This window comes from Pseudomonas sp. LBUM1664 (assembly GCF_059695895.1).
The window spans coordinates 4,877,585-4,900,946 of sequence record NZ_CP166791.1 but is presented as its reverse complement, the minus strand read 5'-3'; the positions used below and the strand labels follow the sequence as shown (position 1 = coordinate 4,900,946).

The 23,362-nt window shown below is 60.9% G+C and carries 24 protein-coding genes; 12 read left to right on the top strand and 12 right to left on the bottom strand.

What is annotated here, in order from left to right; translation table 11 throughout:
* Nucleotides 1-15 precede the first annotated feature (15 nt).
* From ACA047_RS22995 to groL, 3 genes are all read left to right on the top strand, one after another.
* The gene (locus tag ACA047_RS22995; RefSeq protein ID WP_497353249.1) at nt 16-492 is read left to right on the top strand and encodes an FxsA family protein; all 477 of its coding nucleotides are present in this window, start codon (nt 16-18) and stop codon (nt 490-492) included.
* Nucleotides 493-734: 242 nt separating this feature from the next.
* Nucleotides 735-1,028, top strand: a complete 294-nt coding sequence (locus tag ACA047_RS22990) for a co-chaperone GroES (protein ID WP_497353247.1) — start codon at nt 735-737, stop codon at nt 1,026-1,028.
* Nucleotides 1,029-1,078: 50 nt separating this feature from the next.
* Nucleotides 1,079-2,719: a chaperonin GroEL gene (groL, locus tag ACA047_RS22985; protein WP_497353245.1), complete on the top strand. Its 1,641-nt coding sequence runs from the start codon at nt 1,079-1,081 to the stop codon at nt 2,717-2,719.
* Between the two features lie 123 nt (nt 2,720-2,842).
* On the opposite strand, the gene ACA047_RS22980 is transcribed toward groL, so the two are convergent.
* On the bottom strand, nt 2,843-3,586 hold the full coding sequence (locus ACA047_RS22980; RefSeq protein ID WP_497353243.1) for a phosphatase PAP2 family protein: 744 nt from the start codon (nt 3,584-3,586) through the stop codon (nt 2,843-2,845).
* 238 nt (nt 3,587-3,824) lie between these two features.
* Between ACA047_RS22980 and colR the strand changes: the two genes are divergently transcribed.
* From colR to ACA047_RS22955, 5 genes are all read left to right on the top strand, one after another.
* The gene (gene colR, locus ACA047_RS22975; protein ID WP_497353241.1) at nt 3,825-4,508 is read left to right on the top strand and encodes a two-component system response regulator ColR; all 684 of its coding nucleotides are present in this window, start codon (nt 3,825-3,827) and stop codon (nt 4,506-4,508) included.
* Complete coding sequence (locus tag ACA047_RS22970; protein WP_497353239.1) at nt 4,498-5,775, top strand: sensor histidine kinase; 1,278 nt, start codon at nt 4,498-4,500, stop codon at nt 5,773-5,775. The genes colR and ACA047_RS22970 overlap by 11 nt, the downstream gene beginning before the upstream one ends.
* A 125-nt stretch (nt 5,776-5,900) precedes the next feature.
* A complete protein-coding gene (locus ACA047_RS22965; RefSeq protein WP_497353237.1) occupies nt 5,901-6,569 on the top strand; it encodes a class I SAM-dependent methyltransferase in 669 nt (222 codons plus the stop codon).
* 4 nt (nt 6,570-6,573) lie between these two features.
* On the top strand, nt 6,574-7,284 hold the full coding sequence (locus ACA047_RS22960; protein ID WP_497353235.1) for a lipopolysaccharide kinase InaA family protein: 711 nt from the start codon (nt 6,574-6,576) through the stop codon (nt 7,282-7,284).
* Nucleotides 7,285-7,286: 2 nt separating this feature from the next.
* Nucleotides 7,287-7,514 (top strand): hypothetical protein, encoded by a 228-nt coding sequence (locus tag ACA047_RS22955; RefSeq protein ID WP_497353233.1) that lies wholly within the window; start codon nt 7,287-7,289, stop codon nt 7,512-7,514.
* A 109-nt stretch (nt 7,515-7,623) separates the two neighbouring features.
* On the opposite strand, the gene ACA047_RS22950 is transcribed toward ACA047_RS22955, so the two are convergent.
* The 11 genes from ACA047_RS22950 to ACA047_RS22900 form a co-directional block, all read right to left on the bottom strand.
* Entirely contained in the window at nt 7,624-10,650 is a 3,027-nt protein-coding gene (locus ACA047_RS22950) for a multidrug efflux RND transporter permease subunit (protein ID WP_497353231.1), read from the bottom strand.
* A gap of 13 nt (nt 10,651-10,663) precedes the next feature.
* Complete coding sequence (locus ACA047_RS22945; protein ID WP_497353229.1) at nt 10,664-11,812, bottom strand: efflux RND transporter periplasmic adaptor subunit; 1,149 nt, start codon at nt 11,810-11,812, stop codon at nt 10,664-10,666.
* 129 nt (nt 11,813-11,941) lie between these two features.
* The gene (locus ACA047_RS22940) at nt 11,942-13,039 is read right to left on the bottom strand and encodes a DUF1513 domain-containing protein (protein WP_497353227.1); all 1,098 of its coding nucleotides are present in this window, start codon (nt 13,037-13,039) and stop codon (nt 11,942-11,944) included.
* Nucleotide 13,040: 1 nt separating this feature from the next.
* Nucleotides 13,041-14,105 (bottom strand): imelysin family protein, encoded by a 1,065-nt coding sequence (locus tag ACA047_RS22935; RefSeq protein ID WP_497353225.1) that lies wholly within the window; start codon nt 14,103-14,105, stop codon nt 13,041-13,043.
* Nucleotides 14,106-14,133: 28 nt separating this feature from the next.
* Nucleotides 14,134-15,561, bottom strand: a complete 1,428-nt coding sequence (locus ACA047_RS22930) for a di-heme oxidoreductase family protein (RefSeq protein WP_497353223.1) — start codon at nt 15,559-15,561, stop codon at nt 14,134-14,136.
* Nucleotides 15,562-15,753: 192 nt separating this feature from the next.
* Entirely contained in the window at nt 15,754-17,094 is a 1,341-nt protein-coding gene (locus ACA047_RS22925; RefSeq protein WP_497353221.1) for a sensor histidine kinase, read from the bottom strand.
* Between the two features lie 67 nt (nt 17,095-17,161).
* Nucleotides 17,162-17,602: a Spy/CpxP family protein refolding chaperone gene (locus tag ACA047_RS22920; protein ID WP_497353219.1), complete on the bottom strand. Its 441-nt coding sequence runs from the start codon at nt 17,600-17,602 to the stop codon at nt 17,162-17,164.
* A gap of 252 nt (nt 17,603-17,854) precedes the next feature.
* Nucleotides 17,855-18,532 (bottom strand): response regulator transcription factor, encoded by a 678-nt coding sequence (locus ACA047_RS22915; protein ID WP_497353217.1) that lies wholly within the window; start codon nt 18,530-18,532, stop codon nt 17,855-17,857.
* A gap of 7 nt (nt 18,533-18,539) precedes the next feature.
* The gene (locus tag ACA047_RS22910) at nt 18,540-18,950 is read right to left on the bottom strand and encodes an SH3 domain-containing protein (protein WP_497353215.1); all 411 of its coding nucleotides are present in this window, start codon (nt 18,948-18,950) and stop codon (nt 18,540-18,542) included.
* Between the two features lie 106 nt (nt 18,951-19,056).
* The gene (locus ACA047_RS22905) at nt 19,057-19,356 is read right to left on the bottom strand and encodes a YciI family protein (RefSeq protein WP_497353213.1); all 300 of its coding nucleotides are present in this window, start codon (nt 19,354-19,356) and stop codon (nt 19,057-19,059) included.
* A gap of 1 nt (nt 19,357) precedes the next feature.
* Nucleotides 19,358-19,954 (bottom strand): septation protein A, encoded by a 597-nt coding sequence (locus ACA047_RS22900; protein WP_497353211.1) that lies wholly within the window; start codon nt 19,952-19,954, stop codon nt 19,358-19,360.
* Between the two features lie 87 nt (nt 19,955-20,041).
* On the opposite strand from ACA047_RS22900, the gene ACA047_RS22895 reads away from it, so the two are divergent.
* From ACA047_RS22895 to scpB, 4 genes are read left to right on the top strand one after another with little or no spacing between them, the layout of a single operon-like run.
* Nucleotides 20,042-20,905: a PHP domain-containing protein gene (locus ACA047_RS22895; protein WP_497353209.1), complete on the top strand. Its 864-nt coding sequence runs from the start codon at nt 20,042-20,044 to the stop codon at nt 20,903-20,905.
* Between the two features lie 13 nt (nt 20,906-20,918).
* Nucleotides 20,919-21,548 carry an L-threonylcarbamoyladenylate synthase gene (locus tag ACA047_RS22890; RefSeq protein WP_497353207.1) on the top strand — a complete coding sequence of 210 codons (630 nt, stop codon included), beginning with the start codon at nt 20,919-20,921 and terminating at the stop codon, nt 21,546-21,548.
* Nucleotides 21,549-22,379, top strand: coding sequence for a segregation and condensation protein A (locus ACA047_RS22885; RefSeq protein ID WP_497353205.1), 831 nt, complete (start codon nt 21,549-21,551; stop codon nt 22,377-22,379). It abuts the gene before it with no gap.
* A gap of 11 nt (nt 22,380-22,390) precedes the next feature.
* Nucleotides 22,391-23,350, top strand: a complete 960-nt coding sequence (scpB, locus tag ACA047_RS22880) for an SMC-Scp complex subunit ScpB (protein ID WP_497353203.1) — start codon at nt 22,391-22,393, stop codon at nt 23,348-23,350.
* Nucleotides 23,351-23,362 lie beyond the last annotated feature (12 nt).

Sequence of the window (23,362 nt, the reverse complement as noted above, 5' to 3'; positions counted from 1 at the left end):
TTGAGGAACCATTTGATGCGCCCTTTTTTGTTGCTCTTTCTGCTGTTCCCGGTGTTGGAGCTGTTCTTATTCGTCAAGGTCAGCGGTGCGATCGGGTTTTTCCCGGCCCTGCTGCTGGTCATTCTCGGCTCGATGCTCGGCGTGTTCGTGCTGCGCATCGCCGGCCTCGCCACGGCGTTGCGTGCCCGTGAAAGCCTGAACCGTGGCGAGCTGCCTGCCCAGACCATGCTCGAAGGCCTGATGCTGGCCCTGGGTGGCGGTCTGTTGATCCTGCCGGGCTTCATCAGCGACGTGCTGGGCCTGGTCCTGTTGTTGCCGTTCACCCGTCGGTTGCTGGCCAATAAAATGCGCCAGCGTGCCGAAGAGCAGGCGATCCGGCAGCGGGCCTTTGCCGATGACCTGCAGCCCCGTGGCGGTCCGGCTCCGCGAGAGCCTGTGGGCCGCGAGCCCAATGTGATCGAAGGCGAATTCGAGCACCGCGATCCCAAGTAAAACAGCGTCACGGCACCTTCGGGTGCCGTGTTCGTTTTTGGCTGCGTGAAGCAAAATTTTTTATACCTCCCCCTTGTAATCGGCTTGTACGCCCTTATGTAACGGTCACCGCAAGGTTTCCGGTGGCAATACCGGACAGACTTCCGCGGTTCGTTTGACGAACCGCACCCGGCTCTGCCGGCTTTGTTAAACCCGCCGGGACTACACCGGCCGATGAAAACCAAAATTAGGAGAGATCGACAATGAAGCTTCGTCCTCTGCATGACCGCGTCGTAATCCGTCGCAGCGAAGAAGAGAAAAAAACCGCTGGCGGTATCGTCCTGCCAGGCTCGGCTGCCGAGAAAGCCAACCACGGTGAAGTTCTCGCTGTAGGTACCGGCCGCGTGCTGGACAACGGTGAAGTACGTGCGCTGGCCGTGAAAGTGGGTGACAAGGTTGTGTTCGGCCCTTACTCCGGCAGCAACACAGTGAAAGTCGACGGCGAAGACCTGCTGGTAATGAGCGAGAACGAAATTCTCGCCGTTCTCGAAGGCTGATTCCCCCGCTCATTTTCCCGTTACTACAAAGTATTTAAGGAATATCGATCATGGCTGCTAAAGAAGTTAAATTCGGCGATTCCGCCCGCAAGAAAATGCTCGCCGGTGTCAACGTCCTGGCTGACGCAGTAAAAGCGACCCTGGGCCCGAAAGGCCGTAACGTGATCATCGAGAAGAGCTTCGGCGCTCCGACCATCACCAAGGACGGCGTTTCCGTAGCTAAGGAAATCGAGCTCAAAGATCGTTTCGAAAACATGGGCGCGCAGCTGGTCAAGGACGTTGCCTCCCGTGCCAACGACGACGCCGGTGACGGCACCACCACCGCTACCGTTCTGGCTCAATCGATCGTCAACGAAGGCCTGAAAGCCGTCGCTGCCGGCATGAACCCGATGGACCTCAAGCGCGGCATCGACAAGGCGACCATCGCCATCGTCAAAGAGCTCAAAGCCCTGTCCAAGCCTTGCGCTGACACCAAGGCCATTGCTCAGGTCGGTACCATCTCGGCCAACTCCGACAGCTCCATCGGCGACATCATTGCCGAAGCCATGGAAAAAGTCGGTAAAGAAGGCGTGATCACCGTTGAAGAAGGCTCGGGCCTGGAAAACGAACTGTCGGTTGTAGAAGGCATGCAGTTCGACCGTGGCTACCTGTCCCCGTACTTCGTCAACAAGCCAGAGACCATGACTGCCGAGCTCGACGGTCCGCTGATCCTGCTGGTCGACAAAAAGATCTCCAACATCCGCGAAATGCTGCCAGTGCTGGAAGCCGTTGCCAAAGCCGGCCGCCCACTGCTGATCGTGGCTGAAGACGTTGAAGGCGAAGCCCTGGCGACTCTGGTTGTGAACAACATGCGCGGTATCGTCAAGGTTGCTGCCGTCAAGGCACCAGGCTTCGGCGACCGTCGCAAGGCCATGCTGCAGGACATCGCCGTACTGACCGGCGGTACCGTTATCTCCGAAGAGATCGGCCTGAGCCTGGAAAGCACCACCCTGGAGCACCTGGGTAACGCCAAGCGCGTGATCCTGTCCAAAGAAAACACCACCGTGATCGACGGTGCCGGCGTTGAGGCTGACATCCAGGCTCGCGTTACTCAGATCCGTGCACAAGTAGCCGACACTTCGTCCGACTACGACCGTGAAAAACTGCAAGAGCGTCTGGCCAAACTGTCCGGCGGCGTTGCAGTGATCAAGGTTGGCGCCGGTTCCGAAGTTGAAATGAAAGAGAAGAAAGCCCGCGTTGAAGACGCCCTGCACGCAACCCGCGCAGCCGTCGAAGAAGGCGTGGTACCTGGCGGCGGCGTGGCACTGGTTCGTGCCCTGCAAGCCATCAGCGAGCTCAAAGGCGACAACGATGACCAGAACGTGGGCATCCAGTTGCTGCGTCGCGCTGTAGAAGCTCCTCTGCGCCAGATCGTTGCCAACTCCGGCGACGAGCCAAGCGTTGTGGTCGACAAGGTCAAGCAGGGTTCGGGTAACTACGGTTACAACGCTGCTACCGGCGAATACGGCGACATGATCGAAATGGGTATCCTGGACCCGGCCAAAGTGACTCGTTCGGCTCTGCAAGCGGCTTCGTCGATTGCCAGCCTGATGATCACCACTGAGGCGATGATCGCTGAAATCAAGGAAGACGCTCCAGCTGGCGGCATGCCAGACATGGGCGGCATGGGTGGCATGGGCGGCATGATGTAAGCCAGCCTTACCCCTGTAACGAAAAACCCCGCCTGCGAAAGCAGGCGGGGTTTTTTATTGCCTTGGGTTTATGTCAGGCGTTGAGCTGGGCCCAACTGTCCCACAGGGTTTGTGTGGAGTCTGTCAGGCGTTGACAGGATGCGACTGTGCCGCACGCTCGGCTGTCGAGGCCGGCCGGTACAGGATGTAGTAATAACACCCCAGGCAAATCAGCCAACAGAACACCGCGGTCCACACGTTGTGGGAAAAGAAGTGCGCCCCTTGCATCATCCGGCCCACAGAGAACACCGTGCCCAGGGTGAAGGCAAATATGAAGGCCTGGCGGGCCAGGCGCGGACGGCGGTCGCGCAGTACGAAGAACAGCGCAAACAGCGTGAAGCCTGTGGCCGCATGACCGCCGGGCCAGCAGCGGCCGGGTTTGTCGGTGGCCGGGCGCGGGCTCAGCAATTCACTGTAGGTTTCCTGGCCACCGAATTCCTTCAGGCTCCAGGGGCATTGCACTGCCGTCACTGCTTTCATCGGGGTGACGAAGGACGTCGCCAGCGCCAGGGATAGCACCAGGCAACCCAGTTCACGTTTGAACGGTTTGAGCCGGGTGATGAAAAACGCGCTTATGAAACCGAGGATCGCCAACACGGAAAACGCGATGACCACCTGTTTGGCTCGGTCGTGCAGGATGTCTTCCAGAAAAAAACTGTGCCGGCCGATGAATCCCCCACCGGCCGGGTTGTAAAACAGCTTGGCCAAGTCCATGTCCAGTGCGGTCAGTTCCAGCAGCACCAGAATCACCGCGACAACGGCGGGCAGGCCCAGGGCAATCCGGAAATTCAACGGCCTGGAAGCGGGGCGGATGGCAATGGAGACCATGACAATACCTTTGGTGGGAATTTTCGTGAGCAGCGGGTTGCGCGCAGTGTGCTCTGCGCTGCGTTGGATCGGTGTGAATGCTGGGTGAAAAACTCGTCAATATCTGCAGGACTCTGTGTATGGGAGTGTTCCACCTGCTCGCCACGACACGAGCAGATACAACTCTAGCCGTGAGCCACACTTGGCCGTAAGCTGCGCGGGCCAAGACGGCCGTTAAACGTGTACGCAGGAGGTGCCCATGCGAATTCTATTGGTTGAAGACAACCGCGATATCCTGGCCAATCTGGCCGATTACCTGGGACTCAAAGGCTACACCGTCGATTGTGCCCAGGACGGTTTGTCGGGGTTGCACCTGGCCGCTACGGAACACTACGACCTGATCGTCCTCGACATCATGCTGCCCGGTATTGACGGCTACACCCTGTGCAAGCGTCTGCGCGAAGACGCCCGGCGCGATACGCCGGTGATCATGCTCACCGCTCGGGATCAGTTGGACGATCGTTTGCAGGGCTTCAAGTCCGGCGCCGATGATTACCTGATCAAGCCCTTTGCCCTATCGGAATTGGCGGCGCGGATCGAAGCCGTCATGCGTCGGGCCCAAGGTGGAGGCCGGCGCGCCTTGCAGGTCGGTGACCTGAGTTACGACCTCGACACCCTGGAAGTGACCCGTGAAGGCCGGCTGCTCAAGCTCAACCCGGTAGGCCTGAAGCTGCTGGCAGTACTGATGCAGAAAAGCCCCCACGTGCTGCGTCGGGAAATCCTCGAAGACGCCCTGTGGGGCGATGATTGCCCGGACAGCGACAGTCTGCGCAGCCACGTCCATCAACTGCGTCAGGTGATCGACAAACCGTTCGACAAGCCGCTGTTGCACACTGTGCATGGCGTTGGCTATCGCTTGGCCGAGGGCCGAGATGGAGTTTAAGCAGAGCCTTGCCCAACGGATCATCATCGCTTTTGCACTGATGAGCGCGTTGGTGGCCGGGGCATTCGCCCTGGGCATCGTGGCGACGGTCCACCTGGTGGAAGAAAAGCTGATTTCCGCCGGGCTTGGGGGCGATCTGCAACGCCTGCTGTTGATGGACAGCGTCTCGGACTGGAGCCATCGTCCGGAACCCGATCAGTTGTTTTATTTCAGCGGCGGTCCGGGTGACTTCGAGTTGCCCAAGGATCTGCGTCACCTGGAGCCTGGCTTCCACGAGGTGTTTCGCGAACAACTGTCGTATCACGCCATGGTTGAGATCGTTGATGGCCGGCACTACGTGCTGCTGCAAGACCAGAGCGATTTCGAAGAGCGCGAACGGGTGCTGTTTGCCGTGGTGCTGGTGGGCTTCGTACTCAGCCTGGCGCTGGCAGTATTTCTGGGCTGGGTCCTGGCACGCAGGGTGATGGCGCCGGTGGTGCGTCTGGCCCGGCAAGTGCGCCATCGAGACCAGCTCCTGGGGCTTGCCCCACCGTTGGCTCCGGATTATGCCGCCGATGAGGTAGGGGAGCTGGCCGTTGCGTTCGACGCAACATTGGGGCGCTTACGCCAGGCCTTGACTCGTGAGCGGTTGTTTACCAGTGACGTGAGTCACGAGTTGCGTACACCGTTGATGGTCCTGGCCAGCTCCTGCGAGCTGCTGCTGGAAAACCCGGCCCTGGATCAGCGCGGCCGTACCCAGGTCGAGCGTATTAACCGGGCCAGTGAAGAAATGCGCGAACTGGTGCAGACCTTCTTGATGCTCGCCAGGGCCCAGCGCGAAGACAACGGCATGTCGCCTCGGTTGACCCTTGGGCAGGTAGCTGAAAACCTTCTAGGGGTGTGGCGCGGCCCAATCGAATCCAAAGGTCTGACGCTGATCTTCGAACCGGGGCAAACCGTCGACACACCGTATAACGCCACGTTCCTGACAGCCGTCATGGGCAACCTGTTGCGAAACGCCTTGCACTACACCGATCAGGGGTTCATCCGCCTCTCGCTGACCGCCACTGGATTTGTGGTCGAGGACAGTGGTGTGGGCATCCCCGAGGAGAAGCGCGAGGCGATGTTCGAGCCGTTCGTACGCGGCAACGAAAAGCGCGGCGAGGGGCTGGGACTGGGGTTGTCGCTGGTGCAACGCATTTGCGAAAACCAGGGCTGGATGGTGAGTCTCAGTACGATGGAACCCAGCGGTTGCCATTTTGAGGTGGAGTTGAATCCGAAGGGATGAGTGCTTGGCTTGGAAAAGTCTTGAAAACATTCAGTCGTTTACATGACAAAGTTTTCACAAAGGGATGACCTGACCCTGACATGCCGATTCATAAGGTGGGGCATTCAGTTATGGAGGCTCCATCAATGTCCAACCCCATCAAGCTCGATTTTTCCGAAAAGTATGACGAGCAACATGCTCACGAATACTTGCATAAACATCGGAGTGGCTGGGGCCGGCGCCTTTCCCACCAGCGAGACGAACAACTGGCCCGGCGTGCATTGGCACTTGCGGGTGACCCAGGCTTGGTCTTGGACCTGCCGTGCGGTGCCGGGCGTTTCTGGCCCTTGTTGGCCGAAAAACCGAATCGGGTCATCGTCGGTGCGGACAATTCGGAGGCCATGCTCAAGATCGCATTGAAGGCTCAGCCGGCCGATATCGTAAAACGGGTACAACCCTTGCACATTTCTGCGTTCGACATCGCATTACCGGATAACGCCGTCGACAGCATTTTTTGCATGCGCCTGTTGCACCACATCGGTGAAGCCGCGCATCGACTGGCGATTCTGAGGGAATTCGAGCGTGTCAGCCGTGACAGTGTGATCGTTTCATTGTGGGTTGATGGCAATTTCAAGGCCTGGAAACGCAAGCGTCTGGAGCGCACGCGTGGGCAGAAAGACTACCAGAATCGATTTGTGTTACCGGCCGCTACAGTAGAAGAAGAATTTCGGCAGGCCGGGTTTCGCATTCAGGAACGACTGGATTTTCTACCGCTCTATGCCATGTGGCGAGTTTATGTATTACGCAAGAGGTAACAGCATGGTTGTGCAGGCAGCAGAAACATCAACGTTTTCCCGCAGTAGCTTTGAACATTTCTGGAGCCAGCAGGGTGAGTGGGTGGAAGAGCCCAATGTGCGTCGTGGCGGTGAAAGCGGTGTGCAGCGGATCCACAGCAGGGACGGGGAGGTGCTCTATGCCAAGCGTCAGACCGGGCACATTTACCGTAGCTGGCTGCACCCGTTCGGTCGCCCGACCGTACTGCGCGAGCAAGATGCACTCCTGGCGTTGAACCAACTTGATGTCCGCGTCCCCCAACTCATTTTCTGCGGTGCCCAGCGGGACCCGGTTCACAAGTGGCGTGCGCTGCTGGTGACCCAAGCGCTGGAAGGCTTCGAGGAGATCGAGCACTGGTATGCCGGAGGCGGCCGCGAACGTCATGGCGAAGCGGTGCATGAGCAAATCCTCCTGGCCCTGGCCGAAAACCTGGCTCGCATGCACAAGGGTCGTTGGCAACACGGCTGCCTGTATATCAAGCATGTGTTTGTGCGCGTGACCGGAGAGGGCGAGGGGGCTAAGGCCGAAGTGGCGCTGCTGGATCTGGAGAAGAGCCGCCAGCGCCTGACCGCTCGGCGCGCTGCGTCCCATGACATGAAGCAGCTACGTCGCCATTCGTCGTTCAGCGACGCTGACTGGACAAAACTCGTCTACTTTTACAGTGCGGCGTTTGGCAGCGCTATCAAGGGTTTATAACGATGAAATTAGAAATTGCTAGAGGTTTGTTTTTACTCGGGGCCCTGGCAGTTGCTTCCACGGCGGTGGCTGTATGGGAACAGCCACGCTCGCAGATCCTCAGTGCTTCCAGTACTGGCGCGCATTGCCCTTTACCTCGGGTGGCCAAGGCCAGCGAGGTAATTCGACCGGACGATGATCTGTTGCTGTTCATGTTCGGTCTGTCCCAAGGGATGAGGCCGCAAAGTTGAGAGTCATGAAGCCAAAATAAAGGCCTCGCATGTGCGAGGCCTTTATTTTTTGGACGCGGGAATGCCGACCACAAGTCTTCAGTCACACACTAAACCTGTGGCGAGGGGCTCAGGTTTTATCCGGCTTGGCCAGCAGCGTGTAGACGCAGGGCAATACGAACAGTGTGAACAAGGTGCCAATCGACATGCCGGTGGCGATCACTGTGCCAATGTCGAAGCGGCTCACCGCCCCGGCTCCAGTGGCCAGGATCAGCGGCACCATGCCAAACACCATTGCCGCGGTGGTCATCAGCACCGGTCGCAATCGAATCGACGCGGCTTGCTCCACGGCTTCCCGTGGCGTGAGGCCCTGTTCCTTGCGCAACTGGTTGGCGAACTCGACGATCAGGATCCCGTGCTTGCTGATCAGGCCGATCAGCGTCACCAACCCCACCTGGGTATAGATGTTCATGCTCGACCAGCCAAGGAACAGTGGAATCAACGCTCCGCAAATGGACAGCGGTACCGTCACCAGAATCACCAGCGGGTCGCGGAAGCTTTCGAACTGGGCGGCCAACACCAGGAAAATGATCGCCAGGGCCAGGGTAAAGGTGACCCACAGCGCGCTGCCTTCCTGTACGAACTGACGCGAAGCCCCGGCGTAATCGAAGGCGAACCCTGCCGGTGCTTCTTCCTGGGCGATTTGGCGGACAGTCTCGATGGCCTCGCCCATGCTCACGATGGGAAAGCCCGAAATCGTGACCGCATTGAGCTGCTGGAACTGATTCAATTGTCGTGGTCGCGCCTGGTCGCTGACCTTGATCAGGGTCGACAGCGGTAGTTGTTCACCCTGGGTATTTTTCACGTAGTAATTGTTCAGCCAGCCCGGGTTGTCCCGAAACGGCCGTTCGACCTGGGCAATGACCTTGTAGCTGCGCCCTTCGATGGTGAAGCGGTTGATTTCCGCCTCGCCCAGCAGGGTGGCCAGGGTGCCGCCCAAGTCCTGCATCGAAACCCCCATCTGGGCGGCCTTGGCGCGATCGATGTCGACCACCACCTCGGGTTTGTCAAATGCCAGGTCAATGTCCATGAAGGCGAACTTGCCGGACTCCAATGCGCGTTTTTTAACGCGGTCGGCGATTTGCAGCAGGGTGGCGTAGTCCTTCGGCGAGTTGATGACGAATTCGAACGGCAGGCCTTCGCCGGTGCCCGGCAGCGAGGGCAGGTTGAAGCCGAAAATCTGCAAGCCAGGAATGCTCTCCAGCTTGGCCTGAACCTCTGGCAGGATTTCCATCTGGGTGCGGCTGCGTTCGTTCCAGGGCTTGAGCAGGAAGCCGCCGATGCCGGACTGCACGCCGTTGTAGCCGTTGATCTGGAACGAGGAATAATACTCGGGGAATTCTTTGAAGATCGTGATGAAGTGATCGGTGTAGGCGTTCAGGTAGTCGAGGTTGGTCGTCTTCGGGGCATTGGCCATCATGAAAATGATGCCCTGATCCTCGTCGGGTGCCAGTTCGGACTTGGTGAACATGACCAGCACTGGAATCAGGAGCAGTATGATCCCGGCGAACACCAGCACCACCGGCCGGGCATTGAGCGTACCGTGAAGCAGGCGCTGGTAACGGCTCTTCAAACGTTCGAAGACCATGTCCAGCCGATGGGCCAGCCCCGAGGGATTCTCGTCGTGGCGCAGCAGCAAGGCGCACATCATGGGCGACAGGGTCAGGGCGACGATCCCGGAAATCACCACCGCCCCTGCCAGCGTCAACGCGAATTCCTTGAACAAGGCTCCCGTCAGCCCTTCGAGCAGGCCGATCGGTGCGTACACCGCTGCCAGAGTGATGGTCATCGAAACCACCGGCATGGCGATTTCCCGAGCACCTTCAATCGCGGCGTCGAACGGGCTCTTGCCTTCCTCGATGTGCCGGTGAATGTTCTCCACCACTACGATGGCGTCGTCCACCACCAGACCGATGGCCAGCACCATGGCCAGCAGCGTCAGGAGGTTCAGCGAGTAGCCCATCAATTGCATGAAGAACATCACGCCGATCATCGACAGCGGGATGGTCACCACCGGGATGACCACTGAGCGCAGGGCGCCGAGGAACAAGAAGACTACGACGATAACGATCAGCACCGCCTCGAACAGGGTTTTCACCACCTCGTCGATGGAGGCCTGGATAAACAGCGTCGCGTCGTAGGCGATCTCGGCCTTGAGGTTCGTCGGCAGCTGGGCCTCCAGCTCCGGCATGATCTTGCGCACTTCCTTGATGACATCCAGCGGGTTCGCGCCGGGCGTGGCCTTGATCCCGATGTACACCGAGGGCGTGCCACCAAAGGAACTGATGGTGTCGTAGTTTTCGGCGCCCATTTCCACACGGGCAACGTCGCGTAGCAATACTCGGCTGTCGCCGTCGGTCTTGAGCGGGATCGTGGCGAAGGCCTCGGCGGACTTGAGTTCGGTGTTGGCGTTGATGCTGGTGACAACGTATTCGCCTTTTACCTCACCGGCGGCCGAGAGGAAGTTGTATTGACGCACGGCGTTGGTCACGTCGGCAGCGGTCAAGCCGAAACCCGCAAGCTTGACGGGGTCCAGCCACAGGCGCATGGCGAAGACCTGGTTGCCGAGAATCTCCGCCTCAGCCATGCCCGGCAGTGTCGCCAGTTTGGGTTGGATGACCCGCGACAGGTAGTCGGTGATCTGCGGGTTGTTCAGTTCCTTGCTGAAAAAGCTGATGTACATCAGCGCCGAGGCATCGGCGGCCTCGCGGCTGAGCACCGGGTCTTCAGCGTCCTGGGGCAGCTGGTTCGTGACCTCGTTGGCTTTGGCCAACAGTTCGGTAAAGAGCCGATCACTGTTGGCACCGATGCGGGCATAGACCGATATCACCGAGAAATTCTGACGGCTGACCGAGGTCATGTAGTCGATGCCTTCGGCGCTGGCCAGGCTCTGTTGCATCGGTTGGGTGATGTAGCCCTGAATGGTCTCGGCGTTGGCCCCGGGGTAAGCGGTGGTCACCGTGATCAGGGCGTTCTCCATCTGTGGGTACTGGCGCAGGGGCAACTTGCTCCAGGCCTGGAAGCCCAGCAGGACGATCAACAGGCTGACCACGGTGGCGAGCACCGGACGGCGGATGAACGGATCGGTAAAAGCCATGAGGATTCCTTGATCAGTCCGCGCGCGGCGGGCTGTTCTGTTCGGTCAGGGTCTTGTCGTCGCTGATCGCGATGGGGGTACCGTTATCGAGTTTGATCTGGCCAGCGATCACGACCTGTTCGCCGCTCTGCACGCCCTTGGAAACCAGCACTTTCCCGTCACGGCGCTCACCGGTTTCGACGAAGCGTCGCTCGGCGATCAGGGTCGGCTGGCCCTTGTCGTCTTTCTCGACGCTGCCGTCGGCGGCTTTTTTCTGCGTGACCACGTACATGGAGTTGCCGTAGAGGGTGTAGGTCACGGCGCTTTCCGGCACGACGACTGCGGTAGCCACGTCCGGCAGGATTACCTGCAGGTTGGCGAACATGCCGGGCAACAGTTTGCCGTCGGGATTGGCCAGGGTGGCGCGTACCAGCACGTTGCGAGTGCTGTCCTCGACCTTGGGGTTGATCGCGCTGATGGTGCCGACGAAATGCTGCCCGGGATAGGCCGAGACGCTGACGTTGACCGACTGGGCCACGGCGAGCTTGGGCACCGTTTGCTCGGGGACGTAGAAGTCCACATAAAGGCTGCTGAGGTCTTGCAGGGTGGCGATCACCGTGCCGCTGGCCAGGTAGTCGCCGACATCCACCTGGCGAATGCCGATGGTGCCGCTGAACGGCGCGACGATCTGCTTCTTGGCCAGCGAAGCCTTGAGCTGATTGACCGTGGCCTGGTTCTTTTTCATCTCCGCCGAGAGCCGGTCGTACTCGCCTTTGGAGATCGCCTGGCTGCCTATCAGTTGTCGGCCGCGACCGAAATCCAGTTGTGACAGGCCAAAGTCGGCCTGGGCGGTTTCCAGTTGGGCGCTTTCGACGTCACTGTCCAGTTGCAGGAGCGGCTGGCCGGCCTTGACCTTCTGCCCGGACTGGAACTGCACCTTCTGCACTGTCCCGGCAATTTCCAGGCTCAGGTCGACGCCCTGCAGGGCCTTGAGGCTGCCGACGGTCGGCAGGCGGGACTGCCAGGGCTGCTCGGCGGCTGTGGCCACAGCGACGCTGACCGGTGGTTTGGGTGCAGAAAACATCTGGATCTGCTGGTAAACGGTGAAGGCCTTGTAGCCGGCCAGTAACAGCACCACCAACAGGACAACACCCAACATGATCAGCATGCGGCGTCGCAGCATGTTCCACTTCCTTGGAAAATAGGCCGAGAGAAAAGACAGGCGGGCACATTACTCCGTGTGCGCCGACGATTCCAAATGTTGTTTGTCGGTAATGTGTAAGGACTTTTCTTAGGGCTCGCCGCTCGCTTGTCAGACCAAATGCAGATGGTTGTCCCAGAGCCCTGCTGGCAGATCCAGGGCTTTTGCGACCAGTTGTGTCTGCCGACAATCGTAATAGCGGCAACGCCCCTGACCCGACGTCACGACGAAACCGTCGGCCACCGCACCCACCCCGGCACAGTCGGGCAGAGGTGCATCCAGGCGTACTTCGCCGCTGTCCAGGTCCCAGATGAAAAAGCGATTGCCACGGGGGGCGGTCAAGGCCACCAAACGTAGGTCACTGTGCACGGCGACACTGGCTGTGTAGTGCCCCATGGCCTGCAGTTGCTGCTCGGGTACCGGGAACGCCTTGAACGGCTGGCCCGGACGCTTGATCGCCAACAGCTCTGACGATTCGTGGGCATCGCCCATGAACTGCTGGCCGGAAACGATGGTGCCGTCGCTGACAATGCCCAGGTGGCGCACGCTGTTCATCGACTGGGCGAGGGTTTCCTTGCTCAGCAGTGTGCCATCGCGTTGCATCAGCACCAGGCTCGGCTCCATGGCGTTGAGGTTCATCTCGACCCGGCTCTCGGCCTCGGTGCGAATGCCGCCGTTGGCGACCACCAAGGTCTCGCCGTCGGGCATCCACGACACTTGGTGGGGACCGATACCGTGGGTGGAGATTTCGCTACTGTGCACCAGCCGCTCGCCTTCGAAACGATAAACACCCAGCAGGCCGCGTCCCGGATCGGTGGTGTCGTTCTCGGTGGCATAGAGCCATTCGCCGCTGTTATGGATCACCGCGTGGCCGTAGAAATGCCGGTTGGGCAACGAGGTGATGGTTTGCAGCAGCGCACCGTCGCGCAGGTCGATCAGGTAGCTTTCGGTGCCTGGGCGACGAGCGACGAACAACGCAATCGGCAGTGCCGGATGATTGATAATGTCATGGCAACGCTGGCCGACCTGGGTCGCGAACACCCGGGTGCCGTCCAGTCGATAGCCAACGGCGTAGTGCCTGCCGTCGCCATCGTCCCGTGCCGAAAGCAGTAGCGGACTCTTGTCCTTTTGCTTGAACAGCGTCCAGCCGCCCAGGGTAACGGCGCCGAGCAGCAAGCTGCCTAGTGCCAGAGCCTGACGTCGAAACATATCAGTCACCGTCGTTGGCATTGAAGCCCAGTTGAACGCCCAAAGCCTTGGCCAGTTCGCCTTCGTGCAGGCGATGGACGACGTTGAGGCTGTCGTACAAATCGTTGAGTTGCTGGCGCCCGGCGTCGTCGTTGAGCATCTCGGTCAGCGAGCGTTGGCTGCTGGCGAACAGTTTCAGCGAAGCGTCGTAAGCCGCATCGATCTTGTCGGCCAAGGGTTTCTGGTCGCTCGGCAACAGGCCGCGCAAACCCTTGTTGTCGACACCTGCCCAGACGGTCCTGGCCGCGCTCAGGCTGGCCTCCAGGCCTTGTAGCGACGACTGGCTACGCCAGGCATCGGCCTGGAAAGGTTGTGGCACGCCCTTGCTCTGGCGGCCCATCGGCGTGCCGAGTTTTTTCTTCAAGGTGTCCAGGGCAGTGACCTGGACACGCAGCAGATCGGCGATCGCTTCGTGGGAGTCGGCGTAACGCTGGTTGGGAAACTTGCTCATCTGGGCGAGCATGCCGTCGTTGGTGTTCCAGCGCGACAGGATCTCTTCGGCCAGTTGTTTCTGACGTTCGCCGATGGCGCTCAGCAGCGGGCAGTACTTGGCTTTTTGCGCACTGTCGGCCATGTCGATCTTGGCGTCGAACAGCAGGTACTCATAGGCCGAGAGACCCTGGACCACGACGCTGGACTTGGCCAGGCCGGCGGCGTCGATCTGCGGCTGGCTGTTGACCAGCTGCTCGACCTGACGGCCCACCAGGTTTTTCTTGTCCGGCCAGAACTGTACCTGCCAGGCGCGGTTGCCTTCGGCCAGAGGACCGATCAGCAGCGGTTGCAACTCGGCCCAGGCTTTTTGCGCCTTGAGGAAATCCGCGCGGGCGGTTTCCAGGTTTTCCTTGCCCTGGCAGAACGCCAGGGCGCTGGTCGCCAGTTGCCGGTCGGCATCGACCCAGCGGCTGTAGGTCGGCAGGATCACTTGCTTGGCGATGGCTGCCGAGGTGACCGCTTGCGGGTCCTGAGGCGAGCAGGCGCCGAGGGCGAGGGCGGCGAGGCTGGTGAACAACAGCTTGGGACGGAACATGTCGGGCTCCCGATTCTGGAAAATGCGTTTAAAGGGAATTCAGGAACGCCAGCAACGCAGCGCGCTGCTCGGCATTGAACGATAAAACCTGTCGCTGCGCCGCTTGCGCTTCGCCGCCATGCCACAGCACGGCTTCGAGCAGATTGCGGGCGCGACCGTCATGCAAAAACTGGGTGTGGCCGTTGACGGTTTCGGTCAGGCCGATGCCCCACAACGGTGGGGTTCGCCAGTCACGACCGCTGGCCTTGAATTCGCTACGGTTGTCGGTCAGGCCTTCGCCCATGTCGTGCAACAGCAGGTCGGTGTAAGGGCGGATGACTTGGTTCGCCAACTCAGGTTCGGCAGCGTTGGCGGACGTGGTGTATTTCGGTGTGTGGCAGGACTGGCACCCGGCCTGGAAAAACAGATTCTTGCCGGCCAGCACCTGGGGCGCGTTCACCTCGCGACGGGCCGGTACGGCGAGGTTGCGGCTGTAGAACAGCACCAGCCGCAGGATGTTGTCGCTGACTTCCGGCTCGCCGTCCGGGCCTTTGCCGCTGGGCGCGCGCTTGCAATCGACCTGAGCCTCGGTGCAATCGTCGAAGGGCCGCAGGCTCGTGGTGAGGCCCATGTCGCCAGAGAACGCGTGAACGTTCTGTTGGTTGAGGTTCGGCTGTCCGGCTTTCCAGCCGAAACGCCCCATCACGGTTTTCTGCTGCGCATCGTCCCAGACCTGATTGGGGCGGCCGGCTATGCCGTTTTTCTCCCGCGCCTGGGCCTCGGCGTTCGCCAGTATGGCTTCGTCAGGGATGGCCTCCAGCAGTCCCAGGCCGATCATCGGCGGTGCGACGCGGGCCGAAAAACGTGTGTCGGGATGCATTGGGCCGTAGTTCAACTGGGTGATCTGCAGGGCCGGCTTGCGCAGTTCCACGACGGTGCCGTCCTTGAACCGCACCGGGACAGGCGTGTAATCGACCCGCACTTTGCCCTCGGGGGCGACGCCGGGCACGGACATATCCTGCAATTGCCCGCCGTAAACCGGCTCCGGCACTACCCCCAGTTGTTCGATGACCTTGGCATAGGCCGGCGTATCGGGGATTGACAGGCGCACCAGCATCGACACCGCGTTGGTCGCGTCCGGTTCCGGCGGGTGGCCGCGACCGTCCTTGATGTGGCAGTTCTGGCAGGCATTGGTGTTGAACAAGGGCCCGAGGCCGTCCCGGGCAGTGGTGGTCGATGGTGCGATCACCCAGGGGCTGCGGAAGAAACTGTTGCCGACGCTGAAGTCCACGCGCCGCGAGGGCGGCAGGTTCGCCGAGGGCAGGGAGAAGGCGTTCTGATCGGTCTTGCGTACCGTCGCACTGCCGCCGGACCGGGCTTCGCCGGGTTCGGCCTGGGTAAAGCGTGGGGCATCATCGCAGGCACTCAGGCCCAGGGCCATGAACAGCGCGCATAAACGAAGAGGCAACGACGGCATTGGGGATCCTGGAAGACGAGTGAAACGAGGGCGCAAAGTCTAACAGGGCATGGCAGTTTGAATAAGAGGAATTATCGTTTGGTTCGATGAGATCGCTCTTGCCGTTGGCTTCGGCAACGCCGCTTACTTAGGCTTGTTTGATTCACTGTGGCGAGGGAACAAGCTCCCTCGCCACAGGTTCATCTAAGTCCCTCAGGGCTGGACCACAGCCCCTGGCACCAACGGCAGTTCCAGGCTCGCGATGAACCCGCCGCCGGGATGGTTGGCCAGCACCAGCGTGCCACCGTGGCGTTCGGCAGCGCGGCGCGCGATTGCCAGGCCCAGGCCATGGCCGGCGGCGGTCTGCCCGGGCGCGCGGAAGAACGGCTCGCTCAACTGACCCAGGTGTTCGGCTTCCGCCCCCGGCCCGTGGTCGCGCACGCTTACCGTGATCCGTTCTCCCTGGCGCACCGCCCGCATCTCGATCGGTTGCCCAGCTGGATTGAAGCGCTGGGCGTTGCGCAGCAGATTGTCCAGCGCCCGCTCGATCATGGTCGGCCAGCCCTTGAGGGTCAGGTTTGGCTCCGTCTCCAGTCGCACGCTTTGCTCCGGTGAAGCCAGTTGTGCATCTTTTTGCAGGGTGATCAGCAAACCGTTGAGTTCCACGTCTTCGGCGCTGGCATTGTCGGCATCGACCCGGGCCAATACCAGGATTTCGCTGATCAGCGCTTCCAGGCGATCGCATTCGCGGGTCAGGCGCGGCCAGAGCCTTTCACGCTCCTGGGGGCTGGCCCGCTCCGCCAGCGCCAGGGCAATGCGCAGCCGGGCCAGGGGTGAGCGCAGTTCGTGGGACACGTCCCGCAGCAATTGTCGCTGGCTGGCGATCAAGCTTTGCAGGCGCGCGCCCATGCGGTTGAAGTCGGTGGCCAGTACGCCAAATTCGTCCCGCCGATTGGCCAGTTTGGCCAGGCTGTTCTGCTGATACGTGGCTTGCCCCAAATCATGCACTGCACCGCGCAGACGGCTCAGTGGGCGGGTAATGGAGAGGGTCACCAGCAGGCTGAACAAGGTCAGTACCACCAGCGCGATGCCCAGCGCACTGAGGGGCCAAATCAGGCTATCGCGGTGCCAGGCGCTCAGTTCGGGGTGGGGAATGCGGTAGATGAACAGGTAAGTGTCGCCATTTTTGGTACTGGTGAACTCGTCGGTCAGTTGCCGCCAGGGCAGGCGCTGCTCGTCGTTGTTCTGCCGAGCCTCGAAGGCTGCGGCGCGACGTGGGAAAGTGCCGCGCACCACCGGGTCGCCGCTCTCGTTGAACACTTGAACGTCGATGTGATACTGACGTTTTCGCTGTTCAAGGATTTTCTGGGCCGCGTCTTCGCCTTGGGTTTCGTAGGCTTGCGTCCACTGTTCGGGCAGGGTGTTAAGGCCCGGATGGCGGCTCAGGATCCAGGCGTCCTGGTTCAGCATGTGGGCCAGTAGAATCGAAAGCCCTGCAACCAGAGCGATGGCCAGCCAGAAACTGGCCAGGATGCGCCAGAACAATGAACGCACGATAAATCCTCGAAAACAAAGAAAGCCCAACGGCGGTCTGCCGTTGGGCTGGGGGAGCATCAATGTATTATTGCGCTTTTTGCGGCTGTTGCGCTTTCCAGGCTTTGAACTCGGCCCATTCGGCGCGACGCTCGGCTTCTTTCTTCTGGATCGCGTCGAACTCTTTTTGCTGTTCAGGCTTGAGCAAACCGCGGATCTGGGCATCGACCTTCTGATGCCGGGCTTGCATTTCGTCTTTCATGGCCTTCTGGTCGGCAGGCGACAGCTTGGCCAGGTATTTATCGACCAGCTCCCGTTTCTCGAGGCGCTGTTCGCCCATGATCTTGCGGATCTGCTGGCGCTGTTCGCGGCTCAGGTCCAGTTCGCTGAGCGGACCTTTGTCGCGCATCATGCCGCCGTGACGCGGGCCATCCATCGGACCGCCCATCGGGCCGGTATCTCCAGGCATGGCCATGGCGACGGTGGGCAGGGCAGCAGCGAACATCAGGGCGATAAGTGTCTTACGCATGGGGGTATCTCCTTGTCTCATTCCCGGTCAGTTCCGGATGTGTGTAGATTACGGAGATCAAGGTCAGCGGCGGTCAGCGCTGCGTAAAGCTTAAGTAAAGACGATTTGGTGCGGATCTGACAAAACGAGTGTGGGAGCAAGGCTTGCCCGCGATGAAGACAACACGGTCTTGGAGGGAACCGAGGCGCCTGCATCGCGAGCAAGCTTTGCTCCCACAGCCCAGCCGCCACAAAGGGATAATAAGGGGCCTGTTCAGAGGCTGTAGTAGTAACCACGGCTGCGCAGGGCCACGATGCGTGGGCGGCCGTCGGGGTGGGGGCCGATCTTTTTGCGCAGGTTGCTGACGTGCATGTCCAGGCTGCGGTCGTACAGGGTCAGCTTGCGACCCAGGGCAATTTGCGCCAGCTCCTGCTTGTCCAACGGCTCACCCGGCTGCTTGAGCAGCGCTTCGAGCAAGCGGCTTTCGGAAACGGTGAGGGTCTGCTCCTGTTCATCGATACTGACCACGCCCCGCACCGGACTGAAACACAGGTCACCCAATTCGATCTGGCTGGACACTGCGGCCGGGTGGCTGCGGCGTAGCACGGCGCGCAGGCGGGCGGTCAGTTCCCGCGGATCGCAAGGTTTGGCCAGGTAATCGTCGGCCCCCAGTTCCAGCCCAAGGATGCGGTCCAGTGGTTCGCCGCGGGCCGAGAGCATCAGCACCGGCAGCTCCGGGTGATCGTTGCGCAGTTGCTTGAGCAGTTCCAGGCCACTGCCGTCGGGCAGCATTACATCCAGCACCACCGCCGCCGGGGCGGATTCGGCAAGGGCCTTGCGGGCACTCTGGCCGTCGTGGCAGGCCCGGACCTGGAAACCTTCCTGGCCCAGCCAACTGCCGAGGAGCTCACACAGCTCCTGGTCATCATCAATCAGTAACAGCTCGCTCATGACTCACTCAATTTAGCCATTGCCGACGTTGTCTACGGCCACCGCTGGCAAAGATACCGCAGAGCAGGGCCAATAGCGCTACCCCAGCACCAATGACGAACCATTGCTGCTGATCGGTCAACAGACGTGGCAGCGGACTGGCCTGGGCTTCCTTGAGTTGCAGCTTCAGGCGCTGGTTCTCTTGGCGCAACCGGGCCAGCAAGGCGCTCTCGCGTTCGCTGTCGGCGTTTTGCAGTTGTTTGCTCAATTCCGCACGCAGGCGCTCGCTGTCTTTCAAGCGTTGTTGCAGTTCGGTGATCTGGCTGCCTGCGCTCAGGGACAAGGGCGTCGAATGACTGCCCTCGGTGCTCTCTTCGCCATGGGCGGGTGCCCCGATCGCCAACGTGACCAATAACAGGCACAACGGACCTTTGCGCATTGCAGCTCCTGAATTCCAATCGAGATTAGACAGGTTATCGGCAGGCGAGCGGGAACAATGAGCAACAGAGCGCGATGAGCCACGAAGGCTCATCGCATCTCGGGGTTTACGGCAGGACTTGCTTGAACGGTTTGACCACGACATTGGCGTAGACGCCCGCCGCCACGAACGGATCGGCCTCGGCCCAGGCCTGGGCGGCGGCCAGGGACTCGAACTCGGCCACGGTCAGGCTGCCGCTGAAACCCGCGGCGCCCGGGTCATTGCTGTCCACTGCCGGGTGCGGGCCGGCCAGCACGACGCGACCTTCGGCCTTGAGCTGTTGCAGGCGCTTAAGGTGCTCGGGGCGGGCGGCCAGGCGTTTTTCCAGGGAGTTGGCGACGTCGGTGGCAATGATTGCGTAGAGCATGTCAGTCCTCGGTTTTTGGCGTAGTGGTGTCGGCATCGTGCAGATGACGGGCCAGGTAGATGCCCTGGCCAATCAGGAACAACAGCGTCATGCCCAGGCTGCCGAAGACCTTGAAGTCGACCCAGTAGCTCTGGAACGTGAACGCGACGAACAGGTTGGCGGCACCGCAGAACAGGAAGAAAGCGATCCAGGCGATGTTCAGCCGGGTCCAGACCGCGTCCGGCAGGCTCACGGCGTGGCCCATGATGCGCTTGATCAGCAGGCGATCGCCAACGAAGTGGCTGCCGATGAAGGCCAGGGCGAACAGCCAGTTGACCACGGGGGCTTTCCATTTAAGGAAGGTTTCGCTGTGGAAGGCCAGTGTCAGGCTGCCGAACACCAGGCAGGCGATCAGGGTCAGCCACTGGCTTTTCTCCAGCTTGCGTTGGGACACGAACAGCGCGCCATAGACCACCAGGGAGCTGATGATCAGCACCGCGGTGGCGCTGTAGATGCCGCCTACGGTCAGCGAGTGACCGGCAATGTCGACGGCCCGTGGGTCAATTTTGTAGACGATGAAAAACAGCAGGAGCGGGATGAAATCGATGAATTGTTTCACAGTGGCAGCCAGAAGCAGGATGTGACGGCATAATAACAAACATCCTTGGCCGCGATAGGGCCAGCTGATTTGAGGTAACAAACTCTCGTGAATGTTGATTTGCACTGCCATAGCACGGCCTCCGATGGCGCCCTGGCGCCTGCGGTTCTGGTGGCGCGGGCGTTCGAGCACGGCGTGCGAGTCCTGGCCCTGACCGATCACGACACCCTCGAAGGCCTCGACGAGGCCCGCAGCGCTGCCACGGCGCTGGGCATGCAGTTGGTCAATGGGGTCGAGTTGTCCTGCACCTGGGGCGGGGCAACCATCCACGTGCTGGGCTACGGCTTTGACGTGAATGCGCCGTCGCTGGTCCAGGCCGTTGCACAATTGCATGACGGGCGCTGGCTGCGTTCCGAAGAGATCAGCCGCAAGCTTGCCCTCAAGGGCATGCCCGGTGCGTTGGAAGGCGCCCGGCAGATCCAGCAGGAACTGGGCGACAGCGGCAACGCACCGGCCCGGCCACACTTCGCCGACTGGATGGTGCGCGAAGGTTTCGTCAAGGACCGCGCCGAAGCGTTCCGCAAATGGCTGGGGGCGGGCAAGCTGGGGGACGTCAAGCAACACTGGCCGACGCTGGAGGAGACAGTCGAAACCCTGCGGGCTGCCGGGGCCTGGGTCAGCCTGGCGCATCCGTGGCACTATGATTTCACCCGCAGCAAGCGTCGCCGTCTGGTCGCCGACTATATTCAAGCCGGGGGCCATGCCATCGAGGTGGTCAATGGTCATCAGCCGGCCGAGCAGGTTGGCAGCCTGGCGATTCTGGCCCGCGAATTTGGGTTGCTGGTCACCGCCGGCAGTGATTTTCATGGCCCTGGAGGCTGGTCCGAGATTGGCGAATACCGCCCGTTGCCGGAAGATCTGCCACCACTTTGGTGTAGATTCAAACATGATCCCGTTACCGCCGCCGTCTGAACAGGTAGAACACGTGAGTCAATTTTTCCAGATTCATCCGGAAAACCCGCAAGCGCGCCTGATCAAACAGGCGGTGGAAATCATCCGTGGCGGTGGCGTAGTGGTCTATCCCACCGATTCGTCCTACGCCATTGGGTGCCAGATCGGCGACAAAAATGCCGTGGAGCGAGTAAGACGCCTGCGTCAGCTGGATGACAAGCACAACTTCGCACTGATCTGCAGCGACCTGTCGCAGCTGGGCCTGTTCGCCAAGATCGACACCGGCACTTTCCGGCTGCTCAAGGCCCATTTGCCGGGGCCGTACACGTTTATCCTCAACGCCACCCGGGAAGTCCCGCGGCTGTTGCTGCACCCGAAAAAACGCACCATCGGCTTGCGGGTGCCGAGCCACCCCATTGCCCTGGCGCTGTTGGCGGAGCTGGGTGAACCACTGATGAGTGTGACGCTGATCATGCCCGGCGAGACCGAGCCGCTGAACGACCCTTACGAGATGCGCCAATTGCTCGAGCATCAGGTCGACCTGATCATCGACGGCGGCTTCGGCGGCATGAAGGCGTCCACGGTGATCAATCTGGCCGACGGCGAGCCACAAGTGGTGCGCGTTGGGTGCGGCGATCCGGCCCCGTTCATGGTCGAGGCCTGAATGTCTGCTGTGCAAACCGCTGTGGAAAGCACAGACAGCCAGGCCGGCGCTCAACAAGAGCTGCCGTTTGCCATGGTTTATGGCCAGGCGGTCATGGAAATGCCTCTGGACCTGTACATTCCGCCGGATGCACTGGAAGTTTTCCTCGAAGCCTTCGAAGGCCCGCTCGACCTGCTGCTGTACCTGATCCGCAAACAGAACATCAACATCCTCGACATCCCCGTGGCGGAAATCACCCGCCAGTACATGGGCTACGTCGAACTGATGCAGTCGGTGCGCCTGGAGCTGGCGGCCGAATACCTGGTGATGGCGGCCATGCTGGCGGAGATCAAGTCGCGGATGCTGCTGCCGCGCTCGGCGGAGGTTGAAGAGGAAGAGGACGACCCGCGCGCCGAACTGATCCGCCGCTTGCAGGAATATGAGCGTTTCAAGGTTGCGGCAGAAGGGATCGACGGCTTGAGCCGGGTTGGCCGCGATGTGGTGGTGCCCAAGCTCGATGCGCCTGAGGCACGGGCCCGCAAGTTGCTGCCGGATGTGAGCCTGGAGGAGTTGCTGATGTCCATGGCCGAGGTCCTGCGCCGGGGCGATATGTTTGAAAGTCACCAGGTCAGCCGCGAAGCGCTGTCCACCCGCGAGCGCATGAGCGATGTGCTGGAGCGGCTCAAGGGCGGCGGCTTTGTGCCATTCGTCGAGCTGTTCACCGCCGAGGAAGGGCGGCTGGGGGTGGTGGTGACGTTTATGGCGGTCCTGGAATTGGTCAAGGAATCCTTGGTCGAGCTGGTGCAGAATGAGCCGTTCGCAGCGATTCACGTGCGGGCACGAGCCGAATAACGAGCAAATCAATGAATCTGACTGAACCCCGCGAGCTGGCGCCCTTGCTTGAAGCTTTCCTGTTGGCCTCGGGAAAGCCGCAATCGATGGAGCGGCTGTTCGAACTCTTCGAAGAAGGCGAGCGGCCTGAGCCGGCCGTGTTCAAGAAAGCCCTGACGCTCTTGGGTAAATCCTGCGAGGGGCGGGCTTTCGAGCTCAAGGAAGTGGCTTCCGGTTATCGCTTGCAGATCCGCGAGAAGTTCGCGCCTTGGGTCGGGCGGCTGTGGGAGGAACGGCCTCAGCGCTATTCCCGCGCCATGCTCGAAACCATGGCATTGATTGCCTATCGCCAGCCGATCACTCGGGGCGAAATCGAGGACGTGCGGGGCGTGGCGGTCAACAGCCATATCGTCAAGACGCTGCTGGAGCGTGAGTGGATCCGTGTCGTCGGCTATCGCGACGTGCCAGGCAAACCGGCGATGTTCGCCACCACCAAGGCCTTCCTCGATCACTTCAACTTGAAGAACCTGGACGACTTGCCGCCGCTGGCCGAACTTCGAGAGCTGGAACCCGAACCGATGCTGGAGTTCGACGACGCTCCGGTGCCCCAAGGCTTGCAAGAGCTGGCCGACGCCAGCGCCGAACCCGAGGAGCCCAAGGAAGAGACCAGTTTCCACTCGCTGTTGCTGGAGCTGGACACCATGGAGGAGGGGCTCAAGACGGATTTCGACGACCTTCTGCGTGAGGGGCCGGGGTCCGAAGGCGAGGCAGGTGAACTGCCGGAGCCCGACAGTGAAGATGAACTTACGGCCGAGCCTGAGCCCGAATCCGAAGAAGACTTCCTCGGCGTTGCCGAGGCCCGGGAAAAACTGCTGGTCGCCGTCGCCGCCCTCGAGCCGCGCGAACCCGAGCCCGAACTGAGTGACGAAGAAGCCGACGCCCGCGCCCTGGCCGAAGCGATCGAAAACGAACGGCGCCAGTTCGAGGACTAGTTACGGCTGACA

Bases quoted from the DNA above. Each gene is read 5' to 3' on its own strand.
- ACA047_RS22915 (WP_497353217.1), bottom strand. From the start codon at position 18,532: ATGAGCGAGCTGTTACTGATTGATGATGACCAGGAGCTGTGTGAGCTC.
- ACA047_RS22980 (WP_497353243.1), bottom strand. From the start codon at position 3,586: ATGGTCTCCATTGCCATCCGCCCCGCTTCCAGGCCGTTGAATTTCCGG.
- ACA047_RS22920 (WP_497353219.1), bottom strand. From the start codon at position 17,602: ATGCGTAAGACACTTATCGCCCTGATGTTCGCTGCTGCCCTGCCCACC.
- ACA047_RS22940 (WP_497353227.1), bottom strand. From the start codon at position 13,039: ATGTTTCGACGTCAGGCTCTGGCACTAGGCAGCTTGCTGCTCGGCGCC.
- ACA047_RS22970 (WP_497353239.1), top strand. From the start codon at position 4,498: ATGGAGTTTAAGCAGAGCCTTGCCCAACGGATCATCATCGCTTTTGCA.
- ACA047_RS22965 (WP_497353237.1), top strand. From the start codon at position 5,901: ATGTCCAACCCCATCAAGCTCGATTTTTCCGAAAAGTATGACGAGCAA.
- ACA047_RS22945 (WP_497353229.1), bottom strand. From the start codon at position 11,812: ATGCTGCGACGCCGCATGCTGATCATGTTGGGTGTTGTCCTGTTGGTG.
- ACA047_RS22950 (WP_497353231.1), bottom strand. From the start codon at position 10,650: ATGGCTTTTACCGATCCGTTCATCCGCCGTCCGGTGCTCGCCACCGTG.
- groL (WP_497353245.1), top strand. From the start codon at position 1,079: ATGGCTGCTAAAGAAGTTAAATTCGGCGATTCCGCCCGCAAGAAAATG.
- ACA047_RS22955 (WP_497353233.1), top strand. From the start codon at position 7,287: ATGAAATTAGAAATTGCTAGAGGTTTGTTTTTACTCGGGGCCCTGGCA.
- ACA047_RS22910 (WP_497353215.1), bottom strand. From the start codon at position 18,950: ATGCGCAAAGGTCCGTTGTGCCTGTTATTGGTCACGTTGGCGATCGGG.
- scpB (WP_497353203.1), top strand. From the start codon at position 22,391: ATGAATCTGACTGAACCCCGCGAGCTGGCGCCCTTGCTTGAAGCTTTC.
- ACA047_RS22995 (WP_497353249.1), top strand. From the start codon at position 16: ATGCGCCCTTTTTTGTTGCTCTTTCTGCTGTTCCCGGTGTTGGAGCTG.
- ACA047_RS22960 (WP_497353235.1), top strand. From the start codon at position 6,574: ATGGTTGTGCAGGCAGCAGAAACATCAACGTTTTCCCGCAGTAGCTTT.
- colR (WP_497353241.1), top strand. From the start codon at position 3,825: ATGCGAATTCTATTGGTTGAAGACAACCGCGATATCCTGGCCAATCTG.
- ACA047_RS22905 (WP_497353213.1), bottom strand. From the start codon at position 19,356: ATGCTCTACGCAATCATTGCCACCGACGTCGCCAACTCCCTGGAAAAA.
- ACA047_RS22935 (WP_497353225.1), bottom strand. From the start codon at position 14,105: ATGTTCCGTCCCAAGCTGTTGTTCACCAGCCTCGCCGCCCTCGCCCTC.
- ACA047_RS22885 (WP_497353205.1), top strand. From the start codon at position 21,549: ATGTCTGCTGTGCAAACCGCTGTGGAAAGCACAGACAGCCAGGCCGGC.
- ACA047_RS22990 (WP_497353247.1), top strand. From the start codon at position 735: ATGAAGCTTCGTCCTCTGCATGACCGCGTCGTAATCCGTCGCAGCGAA.
- ACA047_RS22930 (WP_497353223.1), bottom strand. From the start codon at position 15,561: ATGCCGTCGTTGCCTCTTCGTTTATGCGCGCTGTTCATGGCCCTGGGC.